General features: G+C 48.9%; 20 protein-coding genes, 1 tRNA gene and 1 riboswitch. Of the genes, 8 read left to right on the top strand and 13 right to left on the bottom strand.

Translation table 11 applies throughout. The annotated features are described in order from the left end of the window. Positions 1–328: 328 nt before the first annotated feature. Positions 329–895, bottom strand: coding sequence for a matrixin family metalloprotease (locus FC99_RS04610; protein ID WP_048735741.1), 567 nt, complete (start codon positions 893–895; stop codon positions 329–331). Positions 896–1,284: 389 nt separating this feature from the next. Further along, on the bottom strand, positions 1,285–1,605 hold the full coding sequence (locus FC99_RS04605; RefSeq protein ID WP_048735742.1) for a heavy metal-binding domain-containing protein: 321 nt from the start codon (positions 1,603–1,605) through the stop codon (positions 1,285–1,287). Positions 1,606–1,921: 316 nt separating this feature from the next. Between FC99_RS04605 and FC99_RS04600 the strand changes: the two genes are divergently transcribed. Then, complete coding sequence (locus tag FC99_RS04600) at positions 1,922–2,512, top strand: hypothetical protein (RefSeq protein ID WP_191979290.1); 591 nt, start codon at positions 1,922–1,924, stop codon at positions 2,510–2,512. Between the two features lie 82 nt (positions 2,513–2,594). Here FC99_RS04600 and FC99_RS04595 read toward each other — a convergent pair whose 3' ends face one another. Together FC99_RS04595 and FC99_RS04590 are read right to left on the bottom strand one after the other, a co-directional pair. Continuing rightward, positions 2,595–2,936, bottom strand: coding sequence for a hypothetical protein (locus FC99_RS04595; RefSeq protein WP_048735743.1), 342 nt, complete (start codon positions 2,934–2,936; stop codon positions 2,595–2,597). Positions 2,937–3,041: 105 nt separating this feature from the next. Further along, a complete protein-coding gene (locus FC99_RS04590) occupies positions 3,042–3,746 on the bottom strand; it encodes a hypothetical protein (protein ID WP_048735744.1) in 705 nt (234 codons plus the stop codon). Positions 3,747–3,877: 131 nt separating this feature from the next. Continuing rightward, positions 3,878–3,996: riboswitch (SMK box riboswitch) on the top strand. Here FC99_RS04590 and metK point away from each other — a divergent pair. From metK to FC99_RS04575, 3 genes are all read left to right on the top strand, one after another. Next, a complete protein-coding gene (gene metK / locus FC99_RS04585; protein WP_048735745.1) occupies positions 3,994–5,181 on the top strand; it encodes a methionine adenosyltransferase in 1,188 nt (395 codons plus the stop codon). Its footprint overlaps the riboswitch before it by 3 nt. A 194-nt stretch (positions 5,182–5,375) precedes the next feature. Continuing rightward, entirely contained in the window at positions 5,376–6,857 is a 1,482-nt protein-coding gene (locus FC99_RS04580) for an MDR family MFS transporter (RefSeq protein WP_048735746.1), read from the top strand. 67 nt (positions 6,858–6,924) lie between these two features. Further along, positions 6,925–7,248: a DUF960 domain-containing protein gene (locus FC99_RS04575; protein ID WP_048735747.1), complete on the top strand. Its 324-nt coding sequence runs from the start codon at positions 6,925–6,927 to the stop codon at positions 7,246–7,248. Positions 7,249–7,690: 442 nt separating this feature from the next. Here the strand turns inward: FC99_RS04575 and FC99_RS04570 are convergent, their stop codons facing one another. After that, positions 7,691–8,461, bottom strand: a complete 771-nt coding sequence (locus FC99_RS04570) for a Cof-type HAD-IIB family hydrolase (protein ID WP_048735748.1) — start codon at positions 8,459–8,461, stop codon at positions 7,691–7,693. 190 nt (positions 8,462–8,651) lie between these two features. Here FC99_RS04570 and FC99_RS04565 point away from each other — a divergent pair, with 190 nt between their 5' ends. Next, entirely contained in the window at positions 8,652–9,299 is a 648-nt protein-coding gene (locus FC99_RS04565; RefSeq protein WP_048735749.1) for a deoxynucleoside kinase, read from the top strand. A gap of 173 nt (positions 9,300–9,472) precedes the next feature. Here FC99_RS04565 and pgmB read toward each other — a convergent pair whose 3' ends face one another. The 3 genes from pgmB to FC99_RS04550 form a co-directional block, all read right to left on the bottom strand. Beyond that, positions 9,473–10,144 (bottom strand): beta-phosphoglucomutase, encoded by a 672-nt coding sequence (gene pgmB / locus FC99_RS04560; protein ID WP_048735750.1) that lies wholly within the window; start codon positions 10,142–10,144, stop codon positions 9,473–9,475. 15 nt (positions 10,145–10,159) lie between these two features. After that, positions 10,160–12,874 carry a glycoside hydrolase family 65 protein gene (locus FC99_RS04555; protein WP_048735751.1) on the bottom strand — a complete coding sequence of 905 codons (2,715 nt, stop codon included), beginning with the start codon at positions 12,872–12,874 and terminating at the stop codon, positions 10,160–10,162. 351 nt (positions 12,875–13,225) lie between these two features. Next, positions 13,226–14,185: a 2-hydroxyacid dehydrogenase family protein gene (locus FC99_RS04550; RefSeq protein ID WP_048735752.1), complete on the bottom strand. Its 960-nt coding sequence runs from the start codon at positions 14,183–14,185 to the stop codon at positions 13,226–13,228. Positions 14,186–14,333: 148 nt separating this feature from the next. Here FC99_RS04550 and FC99_RS04545 point away from each other — a divergent pair, with 148 nt between their 5' ends. Beyond that, entirely contained in the window at positions 14,334–14,540 is a 207-nt protein-coding gene (locus FC99_RS04545) for a hypothetical protein (RefSeq protein WP_048735753.1), read from the top strand. 479 nt (positions 14,541–15,019) lie between these two features. Beyond that, positions 15,020–15,697 carry a CPBP family intramembrane glutamic endopeptidase gene (locus FC99_RS04540; RefSeq protein ID WP_048735754.1) on the top strand — a complete coding sequence of 226 codons (678 nt, stop codon included), beginning with the start codon at positions 15,020–15,022 and terminating at the stop codon, positions 15,695–15,697. A gap of 1 nt (position 15,698) precedes the next feature. Here the strand turns inward: FC99_RS04540 and FC99_RS04535 are convergent, their stop codons facing one another. The 5 genes from FC99_RS04535 to FC99_RS04515 all read right to left on the bottom strand — a co-directional run bounded on the left by FC99_RS04535 (position 15,699) and on the right by FC99_RS04515 (position 19,318). Further along, the gene (locus FC99_RS04535) at positions 15,699–16,553 is read right to left on the bottom strand and encodes an alpha/beta hydrolase fold domain-containing protein (RefSeq protein ID WP_048735755.1); all 855 of its coding nucleotides are present in this window, start codon (positions 16,551–16,553) and stop codon (positions 15,699–15,701) included. A gap of 153 nt (positions 16,554–16,706) precedes the next feature. After that, positions 16,707–17,186: a MarR family winged helix-turn-helix transcriptional regulator gene (locus tag FC99_RS04530; protein ID WP_048735756.1), complete on the bottom strand. Its 480-nt coding sequence runs from the start codon at positions 17,184–17,186 to the stop codon at positions 16,707–16,709. 1,188 nt (positions 17,187–18,374) lie between these two features. Next, a tRNA-Leu gene (locus tag FC99_RS04525) sits at positions 18,375–18,458 on the bottom strand. A gap of 52 nt (positions 18,459–18,510) precedes the next feature. Then, positions 18,511–18,804, bottom strand: coding sequence for a heavy metal-binding domain-containing protein (locus FC99_RS04520; RefSeq protein ID WP_048735757.1), 294 nt, complete (start codon positions 18,802–18,804; stop codon positions 18,511–18,513). Positions 18,805–18,817: 13 nt separating this feature from the next. After that, positions 18,818–19,318, bottom strand: coding sequence for a VanZ family protein (locus FC99_RS04515; RefSeq protein WP_048735758.1), 501 nt, complete (start codon positions 19,316–19,318; stop codon positions 18,818–18,820). 133 nt (positions 19,319–19,451) lie between these two features. Here FC99_RS04515 and FC99_RS04510 point away from each other — a divergent pair, with 133 nt between their 5' ends. After that, positions 19,452–21,959 carry an excinuclease ABC subunit UvrA gene (locus FC99_RS04510; RefSeq protein ID WP_048735759.1) on the top strand — a complete coding sequence of 836 codons (2,508 nt, stop codon included), beginning with the start codon at positions 19,452–19,454 and terminating at the stop codon, positions 21,957–21,959. Positions 21,960–22,578 lie beyond the last annotated feature (619 nt).

Below are 22,578 nucleotides of genomic sequence, written 5' to 3'. Positions count from 1 at the left end.
GGAAAACCGACAATTTCTAATTGCCATTTTCCTACATTTTACGACCGCCATATACATACAGCAAGGATGAGCGTAATTCTATAGTATTGAGGGGAGATAGGGGGAGATCTGATGTGATTCTCCTAGCAACTGTCGCGAGGGTTAAATAGAGCTATATTTAGCCCCTAGCTGGCTCAGTTGTTATTTCCTTGTCCTGCTGCGTTAAGTAAAAATGACAGTCTTATACCGGAGGTGGGGTTCGAACCCACACGACTCCAACGGTAAAAGGGTAAATTAAAAACCCCAGCCGGGCAAGCCAGGGTTTTGCAGGTATTCGTTAGCAAATTTTTTAATTTTGGTAAGCGTCTTGTAAACCAACCTTATCTTGATGGTCGATGGAAGCGTACCGGTCTGATGCGTACATTACGCTGGATTCGTCAGCGGAATGGCTTAAGCCTAAGGCATGACCAATCTCGTGGGTGGCAACGTTGGTCCGTTGACTCTTGGTGTACCCGTACTTGGTTAAGAGACTCCGGTTTAAAGTAGACTTGGCGGAAACGATTTGGTTGTTGTCGTCCTTCTTTAAGTAGGAGTAGTTGGTGTAGCCGGCAAGCTTACCACTCTTGGTGCTGAGGGAAGCAGAAGAAGTTAACGTGATGTCGGCTTTTTCACCGCTCTTGGCAGCTTTTAATTGAACAACGCCAACCTTGTTCCAACGCTTAACGGCGTTCTTCCAAACACTCTTGTAATAGGAAGAAGAGGTGTTAGTTTGGTAAGTGATGGTTGTGTCTTTCCAACTGCCCCATGAAGGTGTTGGCTTGCTAGCAGATGCTAGGATTGTGGTACTGAAGCTGGCTAATACGATGGCCATGGTGGCGACGATTAAGACTGCCCATTTTGTGATTTTTGCTAACATTTTGAAATACCCGCTTTCTTAAATTCCGAATGATCAACATTTAAGTTGTTCGCTATCTTATTGACTATGGTTAGTATAAAACGAGTTGCTAATTGGTTGGTTGGTCACATCTACTAGTGTGGACAGTTTCTGGGGGACAAAATTGTTAATGTGGATATAAAATGGCCCCTTATAGTTGATAGGCCGCGAAAACCGTTACACATTGGCGATTGTGGCCATACTGTTAACTCCGTAAAACGGTAGGAATTCCACGAAAATTAGGCGAAAAAAAAGACCACTCTGATTGCTTCGACATCGAAAACAATCAGGGTGGTCTTTAAATTGTGCTATTTAGATGACAGATGTGTTACGAACATTACAGGGGTAAACGACGTGCATTTGGCATTAATTTACTTATATTTGACAGCGGTTCCATATGCTGCCACGGATTGCATGTCAGTTCCAATCGAGCCGGAATCGAAACGCATCATAACGACGGCGTCCGCTCCCATATTAACTGCATTTTGACGTAAACGGTCGACGGCAATATTACGGGCCTCATCGAGCATCTTAGTGTAATCGCGAATTTCGCCGCCCACGACATTCTTTAGGGAAGCTCCGATGTTCCTTAGAACGTTCTTGGATTGCGTGGTTAAACCGAAGACTTCACCGATCACTTCGTATTCTTGACCGGGAATGTGTTCAGTAGTAGTGACCAAAATAGCTGTCATGTAAATTCCTCCTCCATTGATTACTTTCAATATACCGTTGCTGACCAGCTAACACAAGTTTGGCAAATACTTTTCTGTGGAGTTTTGGCTGATTCTGCCATGCGACTCACAGACCCGCTGTATAATTACCAGAATTATGGTTAAGTATACGGAAAATGGTCGAAATGGTTGTATAATATCAAAAAATAAATAAATGAAATGGTATTAATCAAATTAAATTAAAATAATTAGCAGTATCAATTTGATTGGTCCTATGTTATGGTTGGTCATACGGACGCTTGCTCACAGAGCTTTCGATAGAGAGGGGACACCTAACATGTCCAGCAAAGAAACGAGTCAAGAAGAACAAGCGTCCGATTTCAACCCAGAGTTACAACCGTTCACGGAGCAGCAAAAGGGATTGATCAATCATTATTTATTCTCGAGAGCAGCGTACGGTCAAGCTGCTATGGCACTTGAAGATAATTTAAACGTACCGTTAGATCATTATCAACAAAAGCGTTTGTTTTATCAGGATGTTAGTGACTTAGCCCATTTTCGCCGCAATTTTTTTGACACTGTGGGTAGCTTTCTTCAATACTCGTTTGATACCACTTATCAACTTGAAATCTGGGATCGTCAATTCCATAGTAAATATAACTATTCGCAATCAGAACTACGCCAGGCGGGGCTTTGCAAGGTCAAAATGGGAACGGCGGTGGAGACGATAACGTATGGCAAACTCGGTTTTAAGGTTCGCCGCTCGTTCGAGATCGAACACGAACATCTCTTTGGTATCAAGAGCCAGTTCTACGTCGCGGGAAAGCAGGTGCCCTGGGTGGATGGCCTGATGTTCTTGCAGCACCAACTGAAAGAACATACGCTTTGGTTAAAAGGCTACATTTTAAAGATTGAAGATTTCACATAAAGATGATGGACGATGATATCCCGTCAATACGCGGGGATATTTTACATAAAAAAAGCCCAACCACGTGATGTGATTGGACCGGTTACTTCGCTAGAGGCTGTGTGAGTAAGGGAACCAGCTGACGGATTGTCGGCTGAACGTTGCCCCGCAGAATGTCGGTGTGATTTACGGCAATAACGTTACTATTACTGCTTAAAGAGTGACGTAAACGTAGAATTTGTGCGTCTACCACGTAGATGCTTTTAGAATCGACGGTTAAGTCCCAGTGGTGTTCGGCTTGCACCGTCACTGTTGGGAGCTTGAGAGCAACGACTAAGTTTTGACAAAAGTGATTAATTAGGGCGGCGTCGACGATCGGATTACCGGTCAATGCGGGTTGATATTTCCCACTTAAGATGTCACCAATCACTTTGATTTCCGTCATGTTGGTTCCTCCATTATTAGATGATGCCTCATTTTAGCACGGAAACTAAGACTAAGGCGTCACTTCACTTGGAGCTTAGCGAAACTTTAAAAGACGGTCATCAGTCTAAAGAATCAAATAGCCAATTAATACTTGAATGAACCCGGACGTAATCAGTCGGTAGTGATCGTTTAAATGTTGGACCAACCACCAGTGGGCGGCAACGAGGAGAACGGCCACAACCAGCTTCCAAGACATAGACAGCGTTAATAAGGAAAGAATAAAAATTGCCGGAGTAATCAAAGTGAACCGCCAATCGCGTTCACCAGTGAGGTAGTAGGGTTCAAAGAAGGTCAGGTAGCTGGCCATCAATGGAACGAGTGGCAGCAGGAATTGTAAGGCAAGGTAGTGGTTCCGTAAGAAGAATAGGATGACGGGGATGCCACAACCGGCCAGAAAGCTGAAGACCACTAAACCATAAGCGGATTGTAGGCCTAACTGGGGGACGCACGCCAGCACTAGGAAAACACAGATCAGCAGTGCAAAGATTTGAATCAGATGTTCCTGGGGTGCGGCCAGAAAACCCATCGTCCCCGCGGCGACTACCAAAATTGGCCCGATTCGCGATTGAAAATGACGTACGAGAATCAAAAAATAACCGGCGGCTAAAAAAATACCGTATATAATAAGATAGAATTTAACCCCACCAGCTAGTGGTGTCCCGGTAGATGCCGTTGAACCGGCAATCCACCAGAGAATGTTTTGGCAGAAGGTGAACACGAAAAGCTGTTGCACCGTGCGGTTTTTAAAGAAGGCCATGAGTGTGGTCATGGAATCGCTCCATTTCAACTGTTTATTGTGTGTTGCCTTTAATCTTAATAATTATCTGGCGATTGGTCAATGATTCTTTCAGAAATACTGGGGAGCTTTCTTTATAGTTTTGCAAAATTGTGTTAGAATTCTTAAGTTATGAGTCAATTCCCGATAGGATTCACGATTCTAGTGAAGCTGCCTTGTAACCGACTGGCGCGAGATTATCGGTCAACTCGTCGTCAACACTATCTAGGGGGAATATCCATTGCAAGAAAGACATTTATTTACTTCGGAGTCCGTTTCCGAAGGCCATCCCGATAAGATCGCTGATCAAATTAGTGATGCCATCTTAGACGCGATGCTGCAACAAGATCCAGATTCACGGGTTGCCTGTGAAACGTCTGTAACAACTGGTCTCGTGCTGGTCTTTGGTGAAATTTCAACCAAAGCCTACGTCGACATTCAAAAAGTGGTGCGTCAGACCATTAAAGAAATCGGCTATACGGATGGCCAATACGGGTTTGACGGTGACAATTGTGCCGTCCTCGTTGCCATTGATGAACAGTCACCAGACATTGCTCAAGGGGTCGACGATTCCTTAGAGACGCGTGAAGGCGACGAAGATCCACTGGACAAGATTGGTGCGGGTGATCAGGGGTTGATGTTCGGCTATGCCGTTAACGAGACGCCCGAACTGATGCCACTACCAATCGAATTGAGTCATGCCTTAATGCGGCGTATCGCCACCTTACGGAAGACCAACGTCATTGACTACCTGCGTCCAGACGCCAAGGCTGAAGTGACGGTGGAATACGATGACAATGAACGACCAGTCCGGGTTGACACCGTCGTGCTAAGTACCCAACATGATCCAGACGTGACGTTGGACCAGATTCGGCAAGACGTCATTGACCAAGTGATCAAGCCGGTCATTCCAGCAGACTTGTTGGATGACAAGACCAAGTACTTCATTAACCCAACCGGCCGTTTCGTTATCGGTGGTCCCCAAGGGGATGCTGGTTTAACCGGGCGGAAGATCATCGTTGATACGTATGGTGGAGCTGCTCACCATGGTGGTGGGGCCTTCTCTGGTAAGGATGCCACCAAGGTGGACCGTTCCGCCAGTTACGCTGCACGGTACATTGCCAAGAACATTGTGGCAGCCGAATTAGCTACCAAGTGTGAAGTGCAGATTGCCTATGCCATTGGGGTTGCAGAACCCGTTTCCGTGTACATCAACACCTTTGGTACCGGAACGGTTGCTGAGAGTAAGTTGAACGCCGCTGTGCGTGACCTCTTCGACTTGCGGCCAGCAGGAATCATCAAAATGTTAGATCTTAAGCGGCCAATTTACAAGCAAACTGCTGCATACGGTCATTTCGGCCGGACTGATATCGACTTACCTTGGGAACATTTAGACAAGGTTGAAGCGTTGAAGGCAGCCGTAAAGTAGGACGTCTTCGTTAAAGAGAAGTTGTGTTGGCCTTCAGGGGCTGGCATGACTTTTTATTTTTTAGGCTAAGTCCTTGCCTTTTGGCGGGAAACCCTTGATAATTGATACATTACTGTTTGATCAGAAATTGGGAAGTAGCAGCAATTGGCTACTTAAATTCGTTGTGTGGCGGGGCCCAACGGCAGGAGGATATTATGTCAAATAAACAAACTAACGTGGGGGTCGTCACGGCAGCCGTTTTTGTGGCCACCTTCATGTCTGCCATTGAGGGGACCATTGTCTCTACCGCCATGCCAACCATCGTTGGGGACCTGCACGGGGTCGCCCTCATGAACTGGGTCTTCTCGATCTTTTTACTGACGAGTGCCTTAGCTACGCCGATTTACGGTAAATTAGCCGATACGGTGGGCCGTAAGCTCGTCTTTTTAGTCGGGCTCTTCATCTTCGTGTTAGGGTCAACCTTATCGGGGATGTCGCACAGCATGGAAACACTAATTGCTTGGCGGGCCTTACAGGGAATTGGGGCCGGAGCCATTATGCCGGTTTCCTTTACGATTTTAGCGGATATCTATCCGGTCGAAAAACGAGCGCGGGTCATGGGCTTAAACGGGTCAGCTTGGGGAATTGCCGCCGTGGTGGCTCCTTTACTAGGGGGCTTCATCGTCGATCAACTCAGCTGGCATTGGATTTTTTTCATCAACATTCCTATTGGAATCGTGACCATGGCCCTTATCTGGTTCAATCTAAATGAGTCTACCCAGCGCAAGGCTTTTACAATGGACTGGGCGGGGTGTCTATGGTTATCCGTTGGTCTGTTGGCACTAATGTTGACCTTCCAACTCTTAGGCGAAGGCGACCTGAACGTGTTATGGGTCGTTGCTGGTCTAGTCGTGACGGTCGTAGCTTTCTGGCTATTTCTGCGGCGCGAACAGCGGACGGATGATCCTCTGATTCCCCTGACACTTTTCCGGGACCGCACCTTTGTCATTCAAAATTTGATTGCCGCACTGGTCAGTGGGTTCATCATGGGATTCGAAGTTTACTTGCCGACCTGGACGCAGGGACTCTTAGGCTTGCGGGCTTCTCAGGCCGGTTTTGCGATTACACCTAGCTCGTTGATGTGGATTGTTGGGTCGTTTATTGCTGGTCGCTTAATGGTCCGGCGCTCACCATATCAAATTATCAATATTGCCCTGACCCTCATCATCATTGGTGCCGCAACGATGGCGCTGATTCCAGCAACCACGCCGTTCTGGTGCTTCTTCGTCATTGCGGCTATCTGTGGGACTGGGTTTGGGATCACCATTACCACCACGACTGTGACCGTTCAGAGCCACGTGGCGACCGATGAAATTGGGGTAGCGACCTCCTTTAACACCTTGTCCCGGACGTTGGGACAGACGATTATGGTGTCTATTTTGGGAATCATCATGAACGTTCAAATGGCTAGGGGTGTTGCTAGCCATTCTGGCGCGACGATGGGGATGATGAACAAGTTGATCAACCCCCAGACCGCCAAGAGTTTACCGGCCAACTTATTGCCAGAGCTCCACGGAATCTTGTATCAAGGGCTCCATCTGATTTTTATCGCCGGTGCACTGTTGATTGCGATCTCGTTTTTAGTGAACTTTTTGGACCGCAAAGATACCCAGCGAATCAGTGGCAATCAGGGGTAATTACTCCCGTTTTTCGTAGAATTACGTTATAATTATCATTAAATAACCAAAAGTGGAGGCGAGGAAGATGTTTGAGAGTAATCATGCGCGGTATGCCAGTTACGGTACCGTTGCGGCCCTACCAGGCGACATGATCGATGCCGTTTGGCAGATTATTGACCGCGACCTCCAAGGACTGTTTCCGTTAGACAACCTGTTGACGTTTAAGCTCCATGAAAATCAGGGGACGACGACGTTTGAGTACGTTCAAGAAGACGACCAGCAAATGGATCTGCGGGCGGGGTTCGATACCCAGTTTGCGTACACGCCAGAGTTGCCGGACACCGTCTTGGCATACGATGATGGGGATAGCCAGATTATTCTATTGCCATCCGAAACAGCTGAACATTAAATGCGTAAATAAAAAGTAGTTCGGGTCTTGTCCTGAACTACTTTTTTTATGGTTGGGTTAAGTTAGGCGGCCTTTTCGCCTTACCGGCCGCCAGATATGGGCTGGAACGGTGCGGACACAACTTGAAGCCTCGAAAATGCCGAGTCTTCAAGCTTGGTCTTCTGCTAAGCCAGCGGGAAAATCATCCGCTGACTAAGCAGAACGACGCGCCTGAGCCCATATCTGGCGACCTCTCGGCTTAAACATTCTTCTGTTGCTAACTAGAAAGTGAACGTAAAATTTGTTATTTGGTCCGTGAAAAGTAGTACGTTAGAGCCGGAATAAGGCCGATTTACACTAATTTAGCAGTACTGATTCTTTCTGGTACCAGGCTGAAACATAGATTTCACCTTTCGTATGACCTTTAGACGTCATTTGTCGCGCTACAGTTATCAGAAATTAGTCATTGAATCAGCCCAAAGTGCCGCAGACCATGGACAATGCCATCAGTCATGTTGGTCGTGGTCACATAAGCTGCCTTGTTTTTGACCTGGAACACGCCGTTGCCCATAGCAATCGGGACGTCAACCTCGTCGAACATCTGCAGGTCGTTTAGACCATCGCCGAACGCGTAGGTCTTCACATCTTGGAGACCGGCTGTTTTGAGCAGCGTCCGAATTCCAGTCTGCTTGGTTACGCCCATGACCATGGTGTCCAATGCTCGAGGATTGTTACGGACCAAGGTCAGTTGACCGGCAAATTCGCGTTGATAATCTTTTTCTTTATCCCGGTTAAAAATATTGAGGAAGTTAATGTCGTGGTCCAAGTACCAGTCGGGATCCACCACCGCGGATAGGCGCAGTAGTTTGAAATTATCTCGGGTATCCTGATTGGCCTGGCTCAGCCGAAACCCTTGATTGTTGAAGTAGCCGACGGGATCACCCTGTTGATTGGCAAAGGTGGTGATGGCTTTTAGCGTGGGGCGGGGGATGTTTGCCGCTGCCAGCCGCTTGCCCTGATACTGGACATAACTGCCGTTGGCACTGACTACCGCGTCAATATTTGTGGCATCCAAGACAGATTGAATCTCAAATATGTTTCTTCCAGTCGCAATAACTGGTAGAATATGATGTTGTTGCATTTCATGAATAGCTGCAACACTTGCTGGCAAAACGTTCTTATTATCGTCAAACAGCGTTCCGTCCAAATCAAAAAAGACGATTGCATGATACATAGAATGCCTCCTAGTTCTTATGCTTACAGTTTCATTATACAACAAGTAGCTTGGGTACCGTTTGGATTCGATCAAGCGCCATTGGTCACTGAAAGTTCACGAAATTTGGAGAAATTTTGTCAGTCAGATGTAGTAGTCGGCTATTTTATGGTACACTATATCTTGTATTTTTAATAAAAGAGGGGCTATCATGGTGATAATTACAGCTGGAATGATCGGAGTCGGTAAAACGACTTTAACTGGAAAGATTGCGTCACACCTGGGGACTCAAGCATTTTTTGAACCGGTTGGCGACAACCCGGTGTTGCCACTTTACTATCGGGACCCGAAGCAATACGGCTTCTTACTGCAGATTTACTTTTTGAACAAGCGGTTTAGCATGATCAAACGGGCTCTGGCCGACGACAACAACGTCCTTGACCGTTCCATCTACGAAGATGCGCTCTTCACCCGCGAAAACAACGCCGAAGGTAACATTACCGACACGGAACTCGAGGTCTACTTAAACCTCCTCGACAACATGATGCATGAATTGGACGAACTGCCAAAGAAGGCACCAGACTTATTAGTTTACGCCGACGCTGACTTTGACACGATCCTTCACCGGATCAAGAAGCGTGGTCGGGATTACGAACAATTCGACGACAATCCAGAATTGGAATCCTACTACAAGAAGATGTGGACGGCTTACCAAGGCTGGTTTGCCGACTACGATGTTAGTCCTAAGATCAAGATCGACTTACAAAAGTACGACTTGGACGTTCCCGGTAACACGGACCTCGTTCTAGGTCAAATCGATGACGCATTAAAAGACTTACGTAGTGACGCCACCGTATAAAGTAACATTAAAAAATCTCCCCGGTCAGCGATGGCTGTGGGAGATTTTTTGAGGTTTGCTTTAAAAATGTGAGTCAGAATTTAGGGGCGTACTTGATTCTAGCGCTTAACGCTAAGTCGTGTGGGGGTAGAATCCCCGACAGTCACAGTGTGACCAGCTATATCAGTCCTAATTTAGCCCAATTTCTTTTCAATGTTAGCCAGGGTGACCAAGCTAGTGTCAGCGAAGACCATGTCGGCCGCACCCAGTTCCGTGGCGTCACCGATTCCTAATGAGACTTCGCCAGCCGCATTGATGGCAGCGACCCCAGCAGCGGCATCTTCGACCCCAATGCATTGTTCGGGTGGCAGATTGAGGAGTTCAGCGCCCTTCGTGTAGATCTCGGGGTCCGGCTTACCCTTCTTCAGGCTAGCTGGATCGACGATCTTAGGGAAGTAGTCAGCTAATTGTAGCTTGCCCAAGACCCGCGGCGCATTCTTTGAGGCGGATGCCAGGGAGAGTTGGTAGCCATTCGCCCGCAGACTGTCTAAGAAATCCTTCATCCCGGGTAAAATGTTGGCGGGGGTCATCTTGTCGACCTCGGCCACATAGTTCGTGTTCTTTTGGGCGGCTAGTTTTTCCTTTTCGGCTTCGGTGTAGTCGTTTTCCTTGCCACCGGCCTTCAGAATCATTTCCAGTGAATCCATACGGCTAATGCCCTTTAAGCCATTGCCGAGTTCTTCACTCCAAGCAACGCCGAGGGAATCGGCCAACTGGTGCCAAGCCGTTCCGTGAAGAATGGACGTATCGGTGATCACACCGTCGAGGTCGAAAACAAATCCTTTAATATCAGCAAACTTTGTCATGTGTAAAACACTCCTTTAATAGGTAATGGTGGATGAAACATGTGGTTTTAATGAAATCTGTTGTTGCCCAATTTTTAAGGTTGCTGCGCGGTCGGCCGTGACCGTAACCTGGTGATGGTCGATGGCAAATGTGTAATGTGTGCCCCGTAGCAGCTGGTTGAAGCGAATGGCTTGCCAAGCTTGTGGCAAATGAGGGGTGACGGTCAGCTCAGGGGCTAACGCGTCAACACCGGCGTAATACCGGGTGGACATCAGGGTAACGGCACCCATGACGCCAAGGTGGATCCCTTCGGCAGTCGTACCGCCCTGAATGTCATAGTAGTCGGAGAAAAGCGCTTGCGAGAAGAGTTGCCAGGATTGATCCATGTTGCCCGCCATCGCCGTGAGCGCTGCGTAGACGATGCGTGAGAGGGTCGATCCGTGGGTGGTTCGATCAAGGTAGAATTGAAGGTTCTTCAGTAGTGCGGTCTGTGGGAAATGATAACCCAGTTGTTCTAATAACCCAATAACTGTTGGTGCATCGAAATTATAGAAGGCCATTAGGGCGTCGGCTTGCTTGGCAACCTGGTAGGCGTCAGGTGTTTTACCCTCGGCCTTTAAGATGCGATCCATTCGTGAAATGTCGCCATACTTTTGCCGGTACTTACGAAAATCGAGTTGGGGTAGCTTGAAGTAGCCTTCGAATTGGCCAATGATGTCGTCATCGTTGATATCGAGTTTGAGGTGATGACTGACGTCGGTGAACTGTTTCAGCGTTTGTGCTGTCACGGCTGTCTGCTGGTCGATGCGCTTAAGCGTGGCGGCGTCTAGGTGTTGCCGAATCGTGGCTAACTGGTTGAAGACCCAGGTGACCATGAGATTGGTGTAGGCGTTGTTGGTCAGGCCAGTGGTATCGGCGTTGGGATAGTTTTCATGAAACTCGTCGGGACCCATAACCTTGGCGATCGAGTAACGGTGATCAGTGGGGGCCAGTTGGGCCTTACTCAGCCAGAACTTAGAAATTTCTTGGACCATTTCCAACCCGTACTTGGCCATAAAGTCTTGGTCACCGGTGATACGACAATACATGATCACGTTATAAGCGATGGCTAGGGAGACGTGGCGCTGCAGTGATGAATAGTCCGGGTCCCAGGTATTAGTCAGGGGATTGAGGTGGGTGACTTGAGATTGTTCATCGCCGACCTCACCGGATTGCCAAGGAAACATGGCCCCGGCGTATCCGGCATCCTGCGCATTATTCTTAGCCGCTGGTAGCCGCCGGTAACGGTACATCAGCAAGGATTTCGCCAGTTGCGGATCGTGGAGCGCATAAATTGGCAGGTCGAACATTTCATCCCAGAAGACGTGGCCCCGGTAGGCTTCACCATCTAATCCGCGGGCGTTGACCGAGGCGTCGATCTTGCCAGAAGCGATGGCTTGTGTTGCCGTGAATAGGTGATAAAGGTTGACCCGTGTCAGCTTCTGGGAGGTCATATCCCCGGTGATCTGAATGTCGGCGTCTGCCCAGCGTTGTTGCCAGTAGGCCGTGCTACTGGTCAGGGTGTCGGCAAAGCTAGCTTGACTCAGCTCTCGTGTGGCGATCGGTAGGAGATCATCGGTCGTTTCGCGGTCGGTGAACAACACCACGTTCTTTTCAAAGGTATAGGTGTGGTTGGGTTGAACATCGACGGATCTCATCTGCCGAACACGGCGCTCGGCGTTGGGACGGTTATCGTTCGGCGCACTCAGCGCTTGGCCCGGACCAGTGAGGTGGGAGCCAATGGCAAATTTAACGGCGGATGAGCGCGTCTGACCTTCGAGAAAGATGCTGTCGGGTTGCTGACTGGTCCCCGTGACGCGGATATGGCGTTGGTCGAAGGCACTGTATCGCGCAACGTTACCGTTAACGACATTACCGTCGATGGCCGAGTAGACCTGCAGACTGCCTGAAAAGTTGAGTGGGGTAATCTGGTAGCGAATGGTCAACCGGTGCCAATCTTTAAAGTTAGCCAGCTTCGTGGTTTGGATTCGTAGGGCGTGTCCCGTTGAGAGTTGAACGAGCATGGTCGTGGTCAACGTCCCGGTGTGCAGGTCCAGACTGCGGTAGATGTCTTGAATGTCCGCAGCCTTAATGTGAAACGGGTTCTGATGATCGACACCAAAGGAGAGCGCCTGCGCATTGGGTAAGTTGACGAGATCTTCGTTGGTAACCTGACGACCGTTCAGATTCGTGGTTAGCTGATCATAAAGTCCGGCTGTATACATGCCAGGATAGTTGTCTTTATCGGCATTGGCTTCAGTATAGGCACCGCGGAGACCGAAGAAACCGTTACCAACCGTCAGCATGGCCTCTTGACCGTAATTTCGTTTGCCCTGGTACTGGCCGTAATAATCGAGGTGCCAGGCCAAATAGTCACGTTTGGCGGCTAGGGCGTGTTCCAGACCGTGATCTTCGATGGCCTGCTGACTAACGACGGGAATGTTGAGCATGTTGACGATGGCCAAGCCAATGTCAATGCGTTGATGATTGATCCCAACAACGGTGTCTGAAAAAGGATAACTCAGGGCATTGTCGACCACTGCGGCGTCAACATCCAAGCCGGCTAACTTCAAACGTAAATTTTCCAGATTTTCCCCAATGGTTTGCTCGGGATTGTAAGCAATGATAAATCGCCGTTGAGTGGCCTGGTCGTTCGGGTGGTAGCTGACCTCTAATGAATCGTCTAAAACGTGAAGTGTAATGATTTTCAAACTCAAATCTGCTTCCTTTCTGCTAGCAATTAGCGTATTCCTTCACTTTCAATCTTAGGCGGGCTCTGACCAATTAGCAATTAATTCCCTTTAAAATCGCTGAATTCATGATAGCACACAATGCCTGTATGACGCAATTGCAATCGGTTGCAATTGTTAACTGAACGTTACTTGTACGAAAGCGCTTACTATCAGGGGTTGGCGACCGCTTGTGCAGTGATTTTCTAAATTATGGTGGTGAATTTTATTTTTAGTGTTAGTAGACAATCACTGTGGTTACATTATACGTTCGGAGCGCAAAACGGGTCTAGGACTTTTGTCCTAGACCCTTAAGCGGTAATCCTTAATTTTTTAGTTGACGATGTACAGTGGATCGGCACCCTGGTCGACCTTGACGGCGTTATTGGCTACAATGGCAGCCATGGCATCTCTGGCTTCGACGGTCGCGTTACCAACGTGTGGCGTCAGAATGACGTTGTCGAGGGCCTTGAAACCATCGTCGACCTTGGGTTCTGCTTCGTAGACGTCTAATGCAGCACCGGCTAATTGTCCAGACTTCAAAGCGTCTAAGAGGGCAGCTTCGTCAATGACGGGGCCCCGAGCAGCGTTGATCAGATAAGCGGAATTCTTCATTGCTGCGAACTCAGTGGCACCAAGTAAGTGATGTGTCTGCTCGTTTAATGGGCAGTGCAGGGTCAATACGTCGCTCTTTTCAATGACTTCGGCTAGCGTGGCGTAAGTGGCGTTTAGGCTGGCTTCGGTGGCTGCTGGTAGGGGATGCCGTTGGGTGTAGACGACCTTCATGTCAAAGGCAGCCATGCGTTTGGCAACGGCTTGACCAATTTGTCCCATACCCACGATGCCCAATGTTTTTCCGGCAAGTTCGTGGCCCAGGAAGAAGAGCGGTGACCACCCAGCGAAGCCCTTGGTCCGCATGAGACGGTCGCCTTCGACCATTCGGTGAGCCAACGTAATGATGAGGCCAGTCGTGACTTCGGCGGTCGAGGTGGTCGAGACCTTTGGGGTGTTGGTGACGGGGATCCCTTTGGAACGGGCGTAAGCGGCATCGATGTTGTTGAAGCCGGCACCGTAGTTAGCAATTAATTTCAAATTTGGATCCGCATCGATCACCTCACGATCGACTTGGGTGGACAATGGTGTGATGAGATAATCCTTACCAACGATTCGCCGTAACAGGTCTTCCTTGGTGATCAATCCATCACCGGAATAGCTTTCAACGTCGAGACCCGCCTGCGTTAAAATGTCCAAGGCGGATTGGGGGATGGGGGCAGTTACTAAAACACTGGTCATGTCTATCACTCCTTCAGTAGAATTCAATTCACACTTCCATTGTAATCGTTTCCAATTAGGAAAGCACCACTTGGGAAGATTAACTTCGAAATTGGCCAGTAAACGTGGTAAGATTTGAACAATGAGATAAGACGGAGGCGTGAGGCGAATGAAGAGTGTAGCACTTGTTTTAATGACGATCATGACGGGAATTCTGGTTGGCGGTACGCTGTGGCTGTTGCTGGCAATGGCGTTGACGGGCTGGTTAAAATGGGTGGTCGGCTTTGCCGGGTTTGCCATCGCGACCGGCTTAAACTTAGGAATCTTCTGGCTGTTATGGCCAAGGACCGGCTTTGCGGATGACGATGACGATTAGGTAGCTTGGTGGGTCCCCTTCGTCTTACCGGCCGCCAGATATGGGCTGGAAACGGTACGGACGTGCGCCTGAGCCCATGTCTGGCAGCCGCAGTGCGGTAATTTTATACAATACAGGTTTAGTCGTTACCCCACCAAACCAAAAAAGGGCAAACAAAAAGCCATTACGATAAGTCGCAATGGCCAAAGAGTAAGGTTACAACATAATTGGGGGATTATGTTGTAAAAATTTCATCTACTTTGGGGGAGTAAAATGAAATCTGTCTGTTGAATGAGGACAGAAGCCTCACGCACAAGTTGAACGTTGGTTCAAACTTGCCCGCAACCATATAGTACCGCATAATGATAAAAAATGCTATTAAAAAATAAATATTTTATAAAACTATTGCAACTAACTTTTATAAAGTAACATTTTGTGGCATTTTTCAAGGTTCTAACGGTTAGTTAGGCGACATTACATAGCGAAAGGAAGATGGATCGATGCAAGAAAAAGTTAAGGTTGGTGGTATTCGCGGATGGCTCTGGTTTGGACTAATGCTGGTATTGGCGAATGTGGTTCAGATTCCCCTCATTTATATTAAGGGTGGAGCTAGGTGGCATCAGCTCATGTGGGCCGCTCTTTACCTGTTAGGGTTCGTGGTCGCTATTGCCATTGGTTTCTATGGGTATCACCGCGTGCATAAAGGCTGGCAACGGTTGGACCGCAATGACTGGTGGTTGATGGTCAAGGGGTACGGCTTCATTATCGTTAGTGAAGTCATTTTAGGCGTTGCCAATAACGTTTTTTACGGTGAAACGAGTACGGCCAACAACGATGCGTTACAGCAGTTAATGGGGAGAAGCTCCCTAACCTTGATCATGCTGAGCCTGACAGCCGTGTTGGCCTCACCCTTTCTGGAAGAGCTCACGTTTCGTGGCCTGCTTATCGACGGTTGTTTTTCGGCCAAGTGGTTTTGGTTGCCGGTCATTGCCAGTGGGATAATCTTCTCGCTGGTTCATATCAGTGACAACGTGATCAGTTGGCTGCTCTATGCCATCATGGGGGGGACCTTTGCCTACGTTTATAAGCGCACCGGGAAGCTGCAGAGCACGATCATTCTCCATGGATTTAATAACCTAATTGCCGTGGGCGCGATGTTGAGCACCATGTTCCACTAAGCTAGGCGCGCCAGTCAGCTAAAATGGTTCGGGTGATGTCGTTGATGGCCTGTTGATAGGCGCCGGCTTCGTTGACGGTAAATCCGTGGAGGGAGTCGGCATACCGCCGACAAGTGACCTGTGTCCCCACATTGATGAGCTCCTGACCAAAGGCCTCGGCTTCAGGCATCAGTGTATCGTGGTCAGCCGTCAAGATACTGGTGGCTGGAAATTCACGTAATTCGTCGGCACTGGCCAGTGTTGGCGAGATCAGCGGGTTTCCCGGTGCTTGATTTTGCCGGTAAAATTGATTGAATAAGCGAGCCGTTTCCGGTGAGATGACGTTAGCCGCGCCTGCCGGAAACGGCTTTTCTTCTGGAGCCGTATCCAAATCCAGGGCAGGATAATCGAGGATCAGGCGTTGAGCGAGATCGGTTTGCCGACGGAGCGCTAACAACTGGGTACCAATGATTAAGTTCCCGCCGGCACTGTGGCCGATGAGGGTGGGCGCACCGAAGTGGGGGAAGCGCTGGTGAAGTTCTTCAACCACGGTGTAACTGGCCTCAAGGGGTTGAGGAAAGGGATGTTCTGGGGCTAACGGGTAATCGACGTCGAAAACGGCGGCGTGCGTCCGGTAACTGAGCTTTTGGCAGAATAGGCGGTCCCAATCGTTAATGGGAAAGATAAAACCGCTCCCGTGAAAGTTAATGATCATGTGGTGAGTGGGCATGAGGGGCCAGTGGACGTAAACCTTGACCTCGCCGGCGGATGTTGGAATAATGAGTGTTTCTTCCCGATCGACGGCTAATAAGGGGGCTGGCAGATGGTTAGCCGCAGCTTGTTGCCGCAACTCGCGGGCTTGTGATAAAAGTGACATCAGGGGACCTTCTTTCGTAGAGAAATACTCAGTTGATTATGTGACTTATGGTTTGGATTAGTCAATGGGCCACACACATTAAAACCAGTATATAGCTAGCGGACACGAAAAAAACCTACCAACCTCACGAAATGGTGAAGTTGATAGGTTTTCTTAGGCAAGATCGTCGACCTTTTTCGTAATTAAGCGTTGGGCGCTGACATTGTCGAGCTGTTCCTTAACGGTGACCAGTTCAGTCATCATGGAATCAATCTCTTTATTGGTCATTCCCAACAAGGTTTGGCATTGGCCGATGCGTTGATAGACTTCGTCGCGCTTAGCAGTTGCCATTTCGGTTAAGTGAATGAGGACTTGGCGTTCGTCGGTTCGGCTACGAACTCGGGTCACCCAGCCTTGCTTTTCCAAACGTTTCAGCAGGGGTGTCAACGTTCCGCTATCAAGCTCGAGGCGGTCACCAAGTTGATGGACGGTCAATGGCGCGTCCTCCCATAGAACCAGCATTGCAATGTATTGTGGGTAAGTTAGGCCAAAGGGCGCCAAGGCACTTTGGTAAAAATGATTGAATTTCTTGCTAGCAGAGTAAATGGAGAAACAAAGTTGTTCGTCTAGCAAGACAGGAGAAACTTTGGGCATGGCACAGGCCTCCTTTCGTTTACTTTCCAGAGTATTGTATACAATTAAATTGCCGATAGCAAGTAAAACTACTTTGCTGCTTTGCTTAAGTTTAGGCGATTTACAAAGCAAAATTGCAATTCACCCACACCATTACGCTAACGTAACATTAAAATAATTATATAGCATGTCGATAGGTAACTTCAATGATTATTGATAAAACAAGTTTTTTGTGCGCTAATTTGATAGCTGACTAAGTTGAATCCGTGTAGGGGGTGCAAGGGTTTGGGTGACCTTGATCGTCTGAAAAAAATTTTGTGCTTTTCCTAAACAAATGATAAAAATCAGAGATCGTTGCTCGTTAAAATGACGAATAAATACCATAATGACAAGGATTACAGCTAGGACCAGCTTAATCAGTGGAGACAGTGCTAGGTAAAAAGTTACTTAAAAATGATGACCGATATTATCAAAGTGTTTAAATGGTTATGACGGTTACATATCAACCGATAAGTAAAACGATGAATTGATTGCGGACAATTAATCCTAAGTATAGCAAATTTGGTTCAAAAGAAAAGCATTTTGTAATTGCTGTACTCTGTAAAACGCTGTCATTACGAGCCGTAGCTGAAAAATTGGCTAGCTAATAACTGGAGAGAAGACGATTAGTTTTAGAAATAGTTAATCGGTTAAGCAAAGGAGGCGTAGTTTTTGGACCGACATATTAGCTGCTCTAAGGCTAGCCATCCTCTAGATAGTGTGCGTAAATTGATCGAAATCAGAGGAGAGTAGCGGTTAGAACTTGAGACGAGTGGTTGTGAAAATTTACAGCGCTTATGGATAATATAAAGTGGTAAAAAATGAGATTTGATACACGCTTAACGATTGAGTGTGTCAATGCCAGCGGGGAGAGGGCGTGCAAAATCTTTTTAAAACAACGCCAAAAAACACCTCACGGAAAGGATGTAAGGTGCACTCAAGTAATACCCGTCTAGGATTTATTTACAACAAACGATGGTACTTGTAAGTCAGTGGTACCAAGAGATTGGATGTCCCTAACTTTCTGAGACCACTGAAATTAAAAGACGGTTTTTTAGCCAACTGTCGTCTTCAGTATCGGTTATCGTCCATTTATTTTTGATAATACAAAAAAAACGCTGATTTCTCAGCGTTTTAAACAGCTCCTGTAGGAACTAAGTAGTATTTTGATGCCCCGAGCAGGATTCGAACCTGTACTTGATCACTCAAACAGCGACCTGAACGCTGCGCGTCTGCCAGTTCCGCCATCGGGGCAACTCAACAACAAATAATATATTACACTAAATCTGAATAAATGGGAACCCCTTTATTCAGATTTTTTTTGATTTGGAAATTTTATTGCCGTGCCGTAGCCGTGAACGACTAAAAACTTCGGGGCAACGTTCATCCGGACGACCTCCGTATTGAAGCGAACTTCGATCAATCCGTCGGCACCTGATTCTTGTGCTTGCTTCATCAAATCCTGTTTGACCTCATCGAATAGCCCGTCGAACAGGGAGAATTCGTCTGGTTTTTCCGAGCGGAGCATGGTGTGAGCTGTCGCCGTCAAGATCCCCTGAATGGCGTGTGAGCGGTTTAACCCGCCAGTTGTCATGAACATTGTGACTTCCTCCTTATTTTAACCACCGAAAGTGGCGTTGTAATTCCCACATACAAGCCGCGCCAATGACGACGCCCAAGCAGTTAGTCAATACATCGTTGATGTCGACCCAGCGACCGAGGTGAACGCCGGCGTTAAAAATGGCTTGACCCGTTTCCAACGTTAATCCCGTTGCGAGCCCCGCCAGTAGCCAGCGGTGCCAACGACTCTGTGACCAATTGAATTGGAAAAGCATCCCTTGGGGCACCGTCATCACGATGTTGGCCCAGAAGGACAGGTCAATACTAGCCCGTTGCAGCGGGATCAACACCCAGGTGCCACCGGCCCATTCAAAGGACGAAATATCGCCGACGCTACTGCCTAATGTAATCGTAATCGGGGTCCAGGTGAGAGCGTTGAGCCCCCAACATCCCAGCCACCACCAGATGCGGCGGTAGCGGTGAGCCAGCAGGTCTTTGAGACACAAGCTGGCCCACAGTAGGCTGACCAGAATAAAAGGTAGCCATCGTATCATGTCGTGTGCCCCCTTAGTACATCCAGTATACCCAGTCTCCGAGGGACCGGCAATGCCTTTTCCAAGATTAAATGTTATGGTAAGGGATAACGCATACAATTTAGAAATTGGGTGAAAGGGGCCATTAGTTTTCATGCCAAATCAAAAGACACAATTACCAACCAAAATTAAGGTACGGGGCGCCAAGGTCAACAACTTAAAGGACCTGGACGTGGATATTCCGTTGAATAAGTTCGTCGCCATTACTGGACGAAGTGGTTCAGGAAAATCGTCTCTGGCCATGGGCGTTTTGTACGCCGAGGGTGCGCGTCGTTACTTGAACGCGCTATCGACGTTTACCCGCCGCCGAATCAATCAAATGGGGAAAGCCGCCGTGGATTCGGTCGAGTACCTGCCATCGGCCCTGCGGCAACGGCCACAGGTGCCGGGAGTCCGCTCGACGGTGGGGACCATGTCGGAGAGCCTCAACATTTTACGGCTCGTCTTCTCGCGGCTAGGATCGCCCGTCTGTCCCAACGGCCATCAGGTGCCACCAACTCTGGACGTTGCCGAAAACGACGGTTACGTCACTTGTCCGACCTGTGGTGTGACCCTTATGGCACCCGGGGCGGAGAGTTTTGCCTTTAACTCGGATGGGGCCTGCCCGACCTGTGGTGGCCTCGGTGAGGTTCGTCAGCTGGACGCCTCACTGATTATCGGCAACGAAGACCAGACACTAGCTGAAGGGGCAGTCGCTTCATGGCATCTGCCTGGCCGTAACTTTATGCCGACCGTGGCCAACGCCATTGGGATTCCAACCGACGTGCCCTACAAGGACCTGAGCGCGGCGGATAAGCAACGTGTCTTGCACGGTAAGAAACAGTTTGTCTCGCTGGATATTCCTAGCAGTAAAGGGAAGATCTTTCACATGGATAAGGCCGTTTATGAAAACGCCTTTGCTGCGGTGGAGGATAGCATGGCGACTACCAAAAATGAGCGGACGATTGCGAAGCTCAATAAATTTTATACATTCGACACCTGTCCGACTTGTCACGGAACCCGGTTGAACCCCGATTTACTCAAGCAAGACCTTAACGGCAAGAATATTGCCGAAGTCTCTGATTTACCCATCAATGAGCTCCGGAAATTTGCCGGGACCATCGTCGACTGGCTGCCCGCCAACATGCACCAGTTAGGTCAGAGCTTGGTCGATGAACTGTTGCTGAGCTTACAGCCGATGGTCGACCTCGGCCTGGACTACCTGACGTTGAGTCGGCCGGGAGCCACGTTATCGACGGGAGAACTCCAGCGAATCCAGCTGGGGCGGACATTGCGTAGTGCCACGACTGGTGTCTTATACGTGTTGGACGAACCCTCGGTCGGCTTACATCCAGCTAACGTGACCGGTTTGATCAAGGCCTTCCGCGGCTTAGTCGCCCAAGGAAACTCCGTCGTGGTGGTCGATCACGATACGCGGATCATTGGTGCGGCTGATTACGTCATTGAAATTGGCCCGGGTGCCGGTAAGACGGGAGGAACGGTCGTCGATGAAGGAACGGTCGCTGCCATTGCGGCCAGTCCACACTCCTTGATTGCACCATTTCTAAATGGAACCGCACAGCTGCGGGAGCGCCCCCAACTGGCGTCTCAGGAGCTTTGGCAAAAGGGCAGCTTGGATATCGAGGTCCAACACCGTTTTAACATTAAAGATGTCGCCGTTAAGTTTCCCAAGAACCGCTTGACCACGGTGACGGGGATGAGTGGTGCCGGCAAGACGACGCTGGTCTTAGACAGCTTGATTCCAGCGATCGAAGCGGATGTCGAACACCGTTCTTTACCGCAACACGTCACACATTTGGACCGTGCGGGAGTTCGTCACGTGGTCAAGGTCGACTCCGTCCCGGTTGGGAAGAATGTGCGGTCAACCGTTGCCACGTACACGGATATTTTAGACCGGTTGCGGAAGCTATTTGCAGCAACGCCGGAGGCTAAAAAACGGGGTTACACGAATAGTCGCTTTTCCTATAATGTGAAGGCGGGGGCCTGCCCGATGTGTAACGGGACCGGGCAGATTTCGCTGGACGTCCAGTATTTGCCAGACATCACGGAGATTTGTCCGCAGTGTCATGGGGAGCGCTATAACCAAGAAACGTTAGCTATTAAATGGCAAGGCTACAGCATCGCCGACATCTTGGCATTGTCCGTTGACGAGGCCCTCAAGGTTTTCACGGACGAAACGGGCATCGAGCAAACGTTACAGACGCTCCACGACATGGGCTTGGGCTACCTCCTATTAGGGGAGAGCACGCCGGCCTTATCCGGTGGTGAAGCGCAACGCTTGAAGCTGGTGTCACGGATCGGTAAGCGTCAGACCGGGACGTTGTTCATTTTCGATGAGCCCACGGTCGGCTTACATCCCCTGGATATTCAGCAGCTGGTCAAGGTCTTCGATCAACTCCTGCAGCAGGGCGCCACGGTCATCGCCATCGAACACGACCTCGACCTGATTGCCAATGCCGACTATGTTATTGACATGGGTCCCGGCGGCGGGATCGACGGCGGCCAATTGGTTGCCACGGGAACGCCACTGAAGGTCAGTGAGAACGCCGCCAGCGTCACCGGCAAATACCTGCATGACCAATTGAACTTATTTCAAAAATAAGTGAAGTTGTGCTGGTCGCGCTACGGCTGCCAGAGATTACGCCTGCTGTGGGGACGCTTCAGGCTGGAAAGTCACCAGTCTTCTCGCTCGTTTTGAAGCCACACATGAACCTGTGTGGCTTCAAAATCGCCCATGGTGTAGGCTAGCAAAGAACGCCAGCCAACGCCATAACCACGGCTGGCTACATCTCTGGCCGCCTCCGGCTTTGATTGGTTTTTGATGTAATAGTCGGTTGGTCATGACTGATATTGTTATTTATGGGATTGCTTAACAGTTAGAATGATAGGGCTTGCCTGCTACTACCATATTGCTCATGATGCAAGCCGAGAGGTCGCCAGATATGGGCTCAGGCGCGTCGTTCTGCTTAGATGACGGTAGTTTTCCGTCGGCTTAGCAGAACGACCAACCTTGGAGACTCGTGATTTTCGAGGCTTCAAGTTGTGTCCGCACCGTTCCAGCCCATATCTGGCGGCCGGTAAGGCGAAAGAATCACCGTGTTGCCATGTAGGGGGCCAATTTCAGCCAATCAAAAAGCGCATCGTCGAAGTTAATCGGCGGTGCGCTTTAATTAGTGCCTTTAGGCCCAGTTGAGCACGCTAAAGCGTGCGAAACAAAAAAC

The sequence above is a fragment of the Levilactobacillus koreensis JCM 16448 genome (assembly GCF_001435525.1).
Classification (GTDB): domain Bacteria; phylum Bacillota; class Bacilli; order Lactobacillales; family Lactobacillaceae; genus Levilactobacillus; species Levilactobacillus koreensis.
Note: the sequence above shows the minus strand (reverse complement) of the source record. Positions and strands in the feature narration are given on the sequence as shown.

What these genes read in the sequence shown, in the direction of transcription:
- FC99_RS04610 (WP_048735741.1), bottom strand. Translation starts at nt 895, where the DNA reads ATGTTAGCAAAAATCACAAAATGGGCAGTCTTAATCGTCGCCACCATG.
- FC99_RS04605 (WP_048735742.1), bottom strand. Translation starts at nt 1,605, where the DNA reads ATGACAGCTATTTTGGTCACTACTACTGAACACATTCCCGGTCAAGAA.
- FC99_RS04600 (WP_191979290.1), top strand. Translation starts at nt 1,922, where the DNA reads ATGTCCAGCAAAGAAACGAGTCAAGAAGAACAAGCGTCCGATTTCAAC.
- FC99_RS04595 (WP_048735743.1), bottom strand. Translation starts at nt 2,936, where the DNA reads ATGACGGAAATCAAAGTGATTGGTGACATCTTAAGTGGGAAATATCAA.
- FC99_RS04590 (WP_048735744.1), bottom strand. Translation starts at nt 3,746, where the DNA reads ATGACCACACTCATGGCCTTCTTTAAAAACCGCACGGTGCAACAGCTT.
- FC99_RS04580 (WP_048735746.1), top strand. Translation starts at nt 5,376, where the DNA reads ATGTCAAATAAACAAACTAACGTGGGGGTCGTCACGGCAGCCGTTTTT.
- FC99_RS04575 (WP_048735747.1), top strand. Translation starts at nt 6,925, where the DNA reads ATGTTTGAGAGTAATCATGCGCGGTATGCCAGTTACGGTACCGTTGCG.
- FC99_RS04570 (WP_048735748.1), bottom strand. Translation starts at nt 8,461, where the DNA reads ATGTATCATGCAATCGTCTTTTTTGATTTGGACGGAACGCTGTTTGAC.
- FC99_RS04565 (WP_048735749.1), top strand. Translation starts at nt 8,652, where the DNA reads ATGGTGATAATTACAGCTGGAATGATCGGAGTCGGTAAAACGACTTTA.
- pgmB (WP_048735750.1), bottom strand. Translation starts at nt 10,144, where the DNA reads ATGACAAAGTTTGCTGATATTAAAGGATTTGTTTTCGACCTCGACGGT.
- FC99_RS04550 (WP_048735752.1), bottom strand. Translation starts at nt 14,185, where the DNA reads ATGACCAGTGTTTTAGTAACTGCCCCCATCCCCCAATCCGCCTTGGAC.
- FC99_RS04545 (WP_048735753.1), top strand. Translation starts at nt 14,334, where the DNA reads ATGAAGAGTGTAGCACTTGTTTTAATGACGATCATGACGGGAATTCTG.
- FC99_RS04540 (WP_048735754.1), top strand. Translation starts at nt 15,020, where the DNA reads ATGCAAGAAAAAGTTAAGGTTGGTGGTATTCGCGGATGGCTCTGGTTT.
- FC99_RS04535 (WP_048735755.1), bottom strand. Translation starts at nt 16,553, where the DNA reads ATGTCACTTTTATCACAAGCCCGCGAGTTGCGGCAACAAGCTGCGGCT.
- FC99_RS04530 (WP_048735756.1), bottom strand. Translation starts at nt 17,186, where the DNA reads ATGCCCAAAGTTTCTCCTGTCTTGCTAGACGAACAACTTTGTTTCTCC.
- FC99_RS04520 (WP_048735757.1), bottom strand. Translation starts at nt 18,804, where the DNA reads ATGTTCATGACAACTGGCGGGTTAAACCGCTCACACGCCATTCAGGGG.
- FC99_RS04515 (WP_048735758.1), bottom strand. Translation starts at nt 19,318, where the DNA reads ATGATACGATGGCTACCTTTTATTCTGGTCAGCCTACTGTGGGCCAGC.
- FC99_RS04510 (WP_048735759.1), top strand. Translation starts at nt 19,452, where the DNA reads ATGCCAAATCAAAAGACACAATTACCAACCAAAATTAAGGTACGGGGC.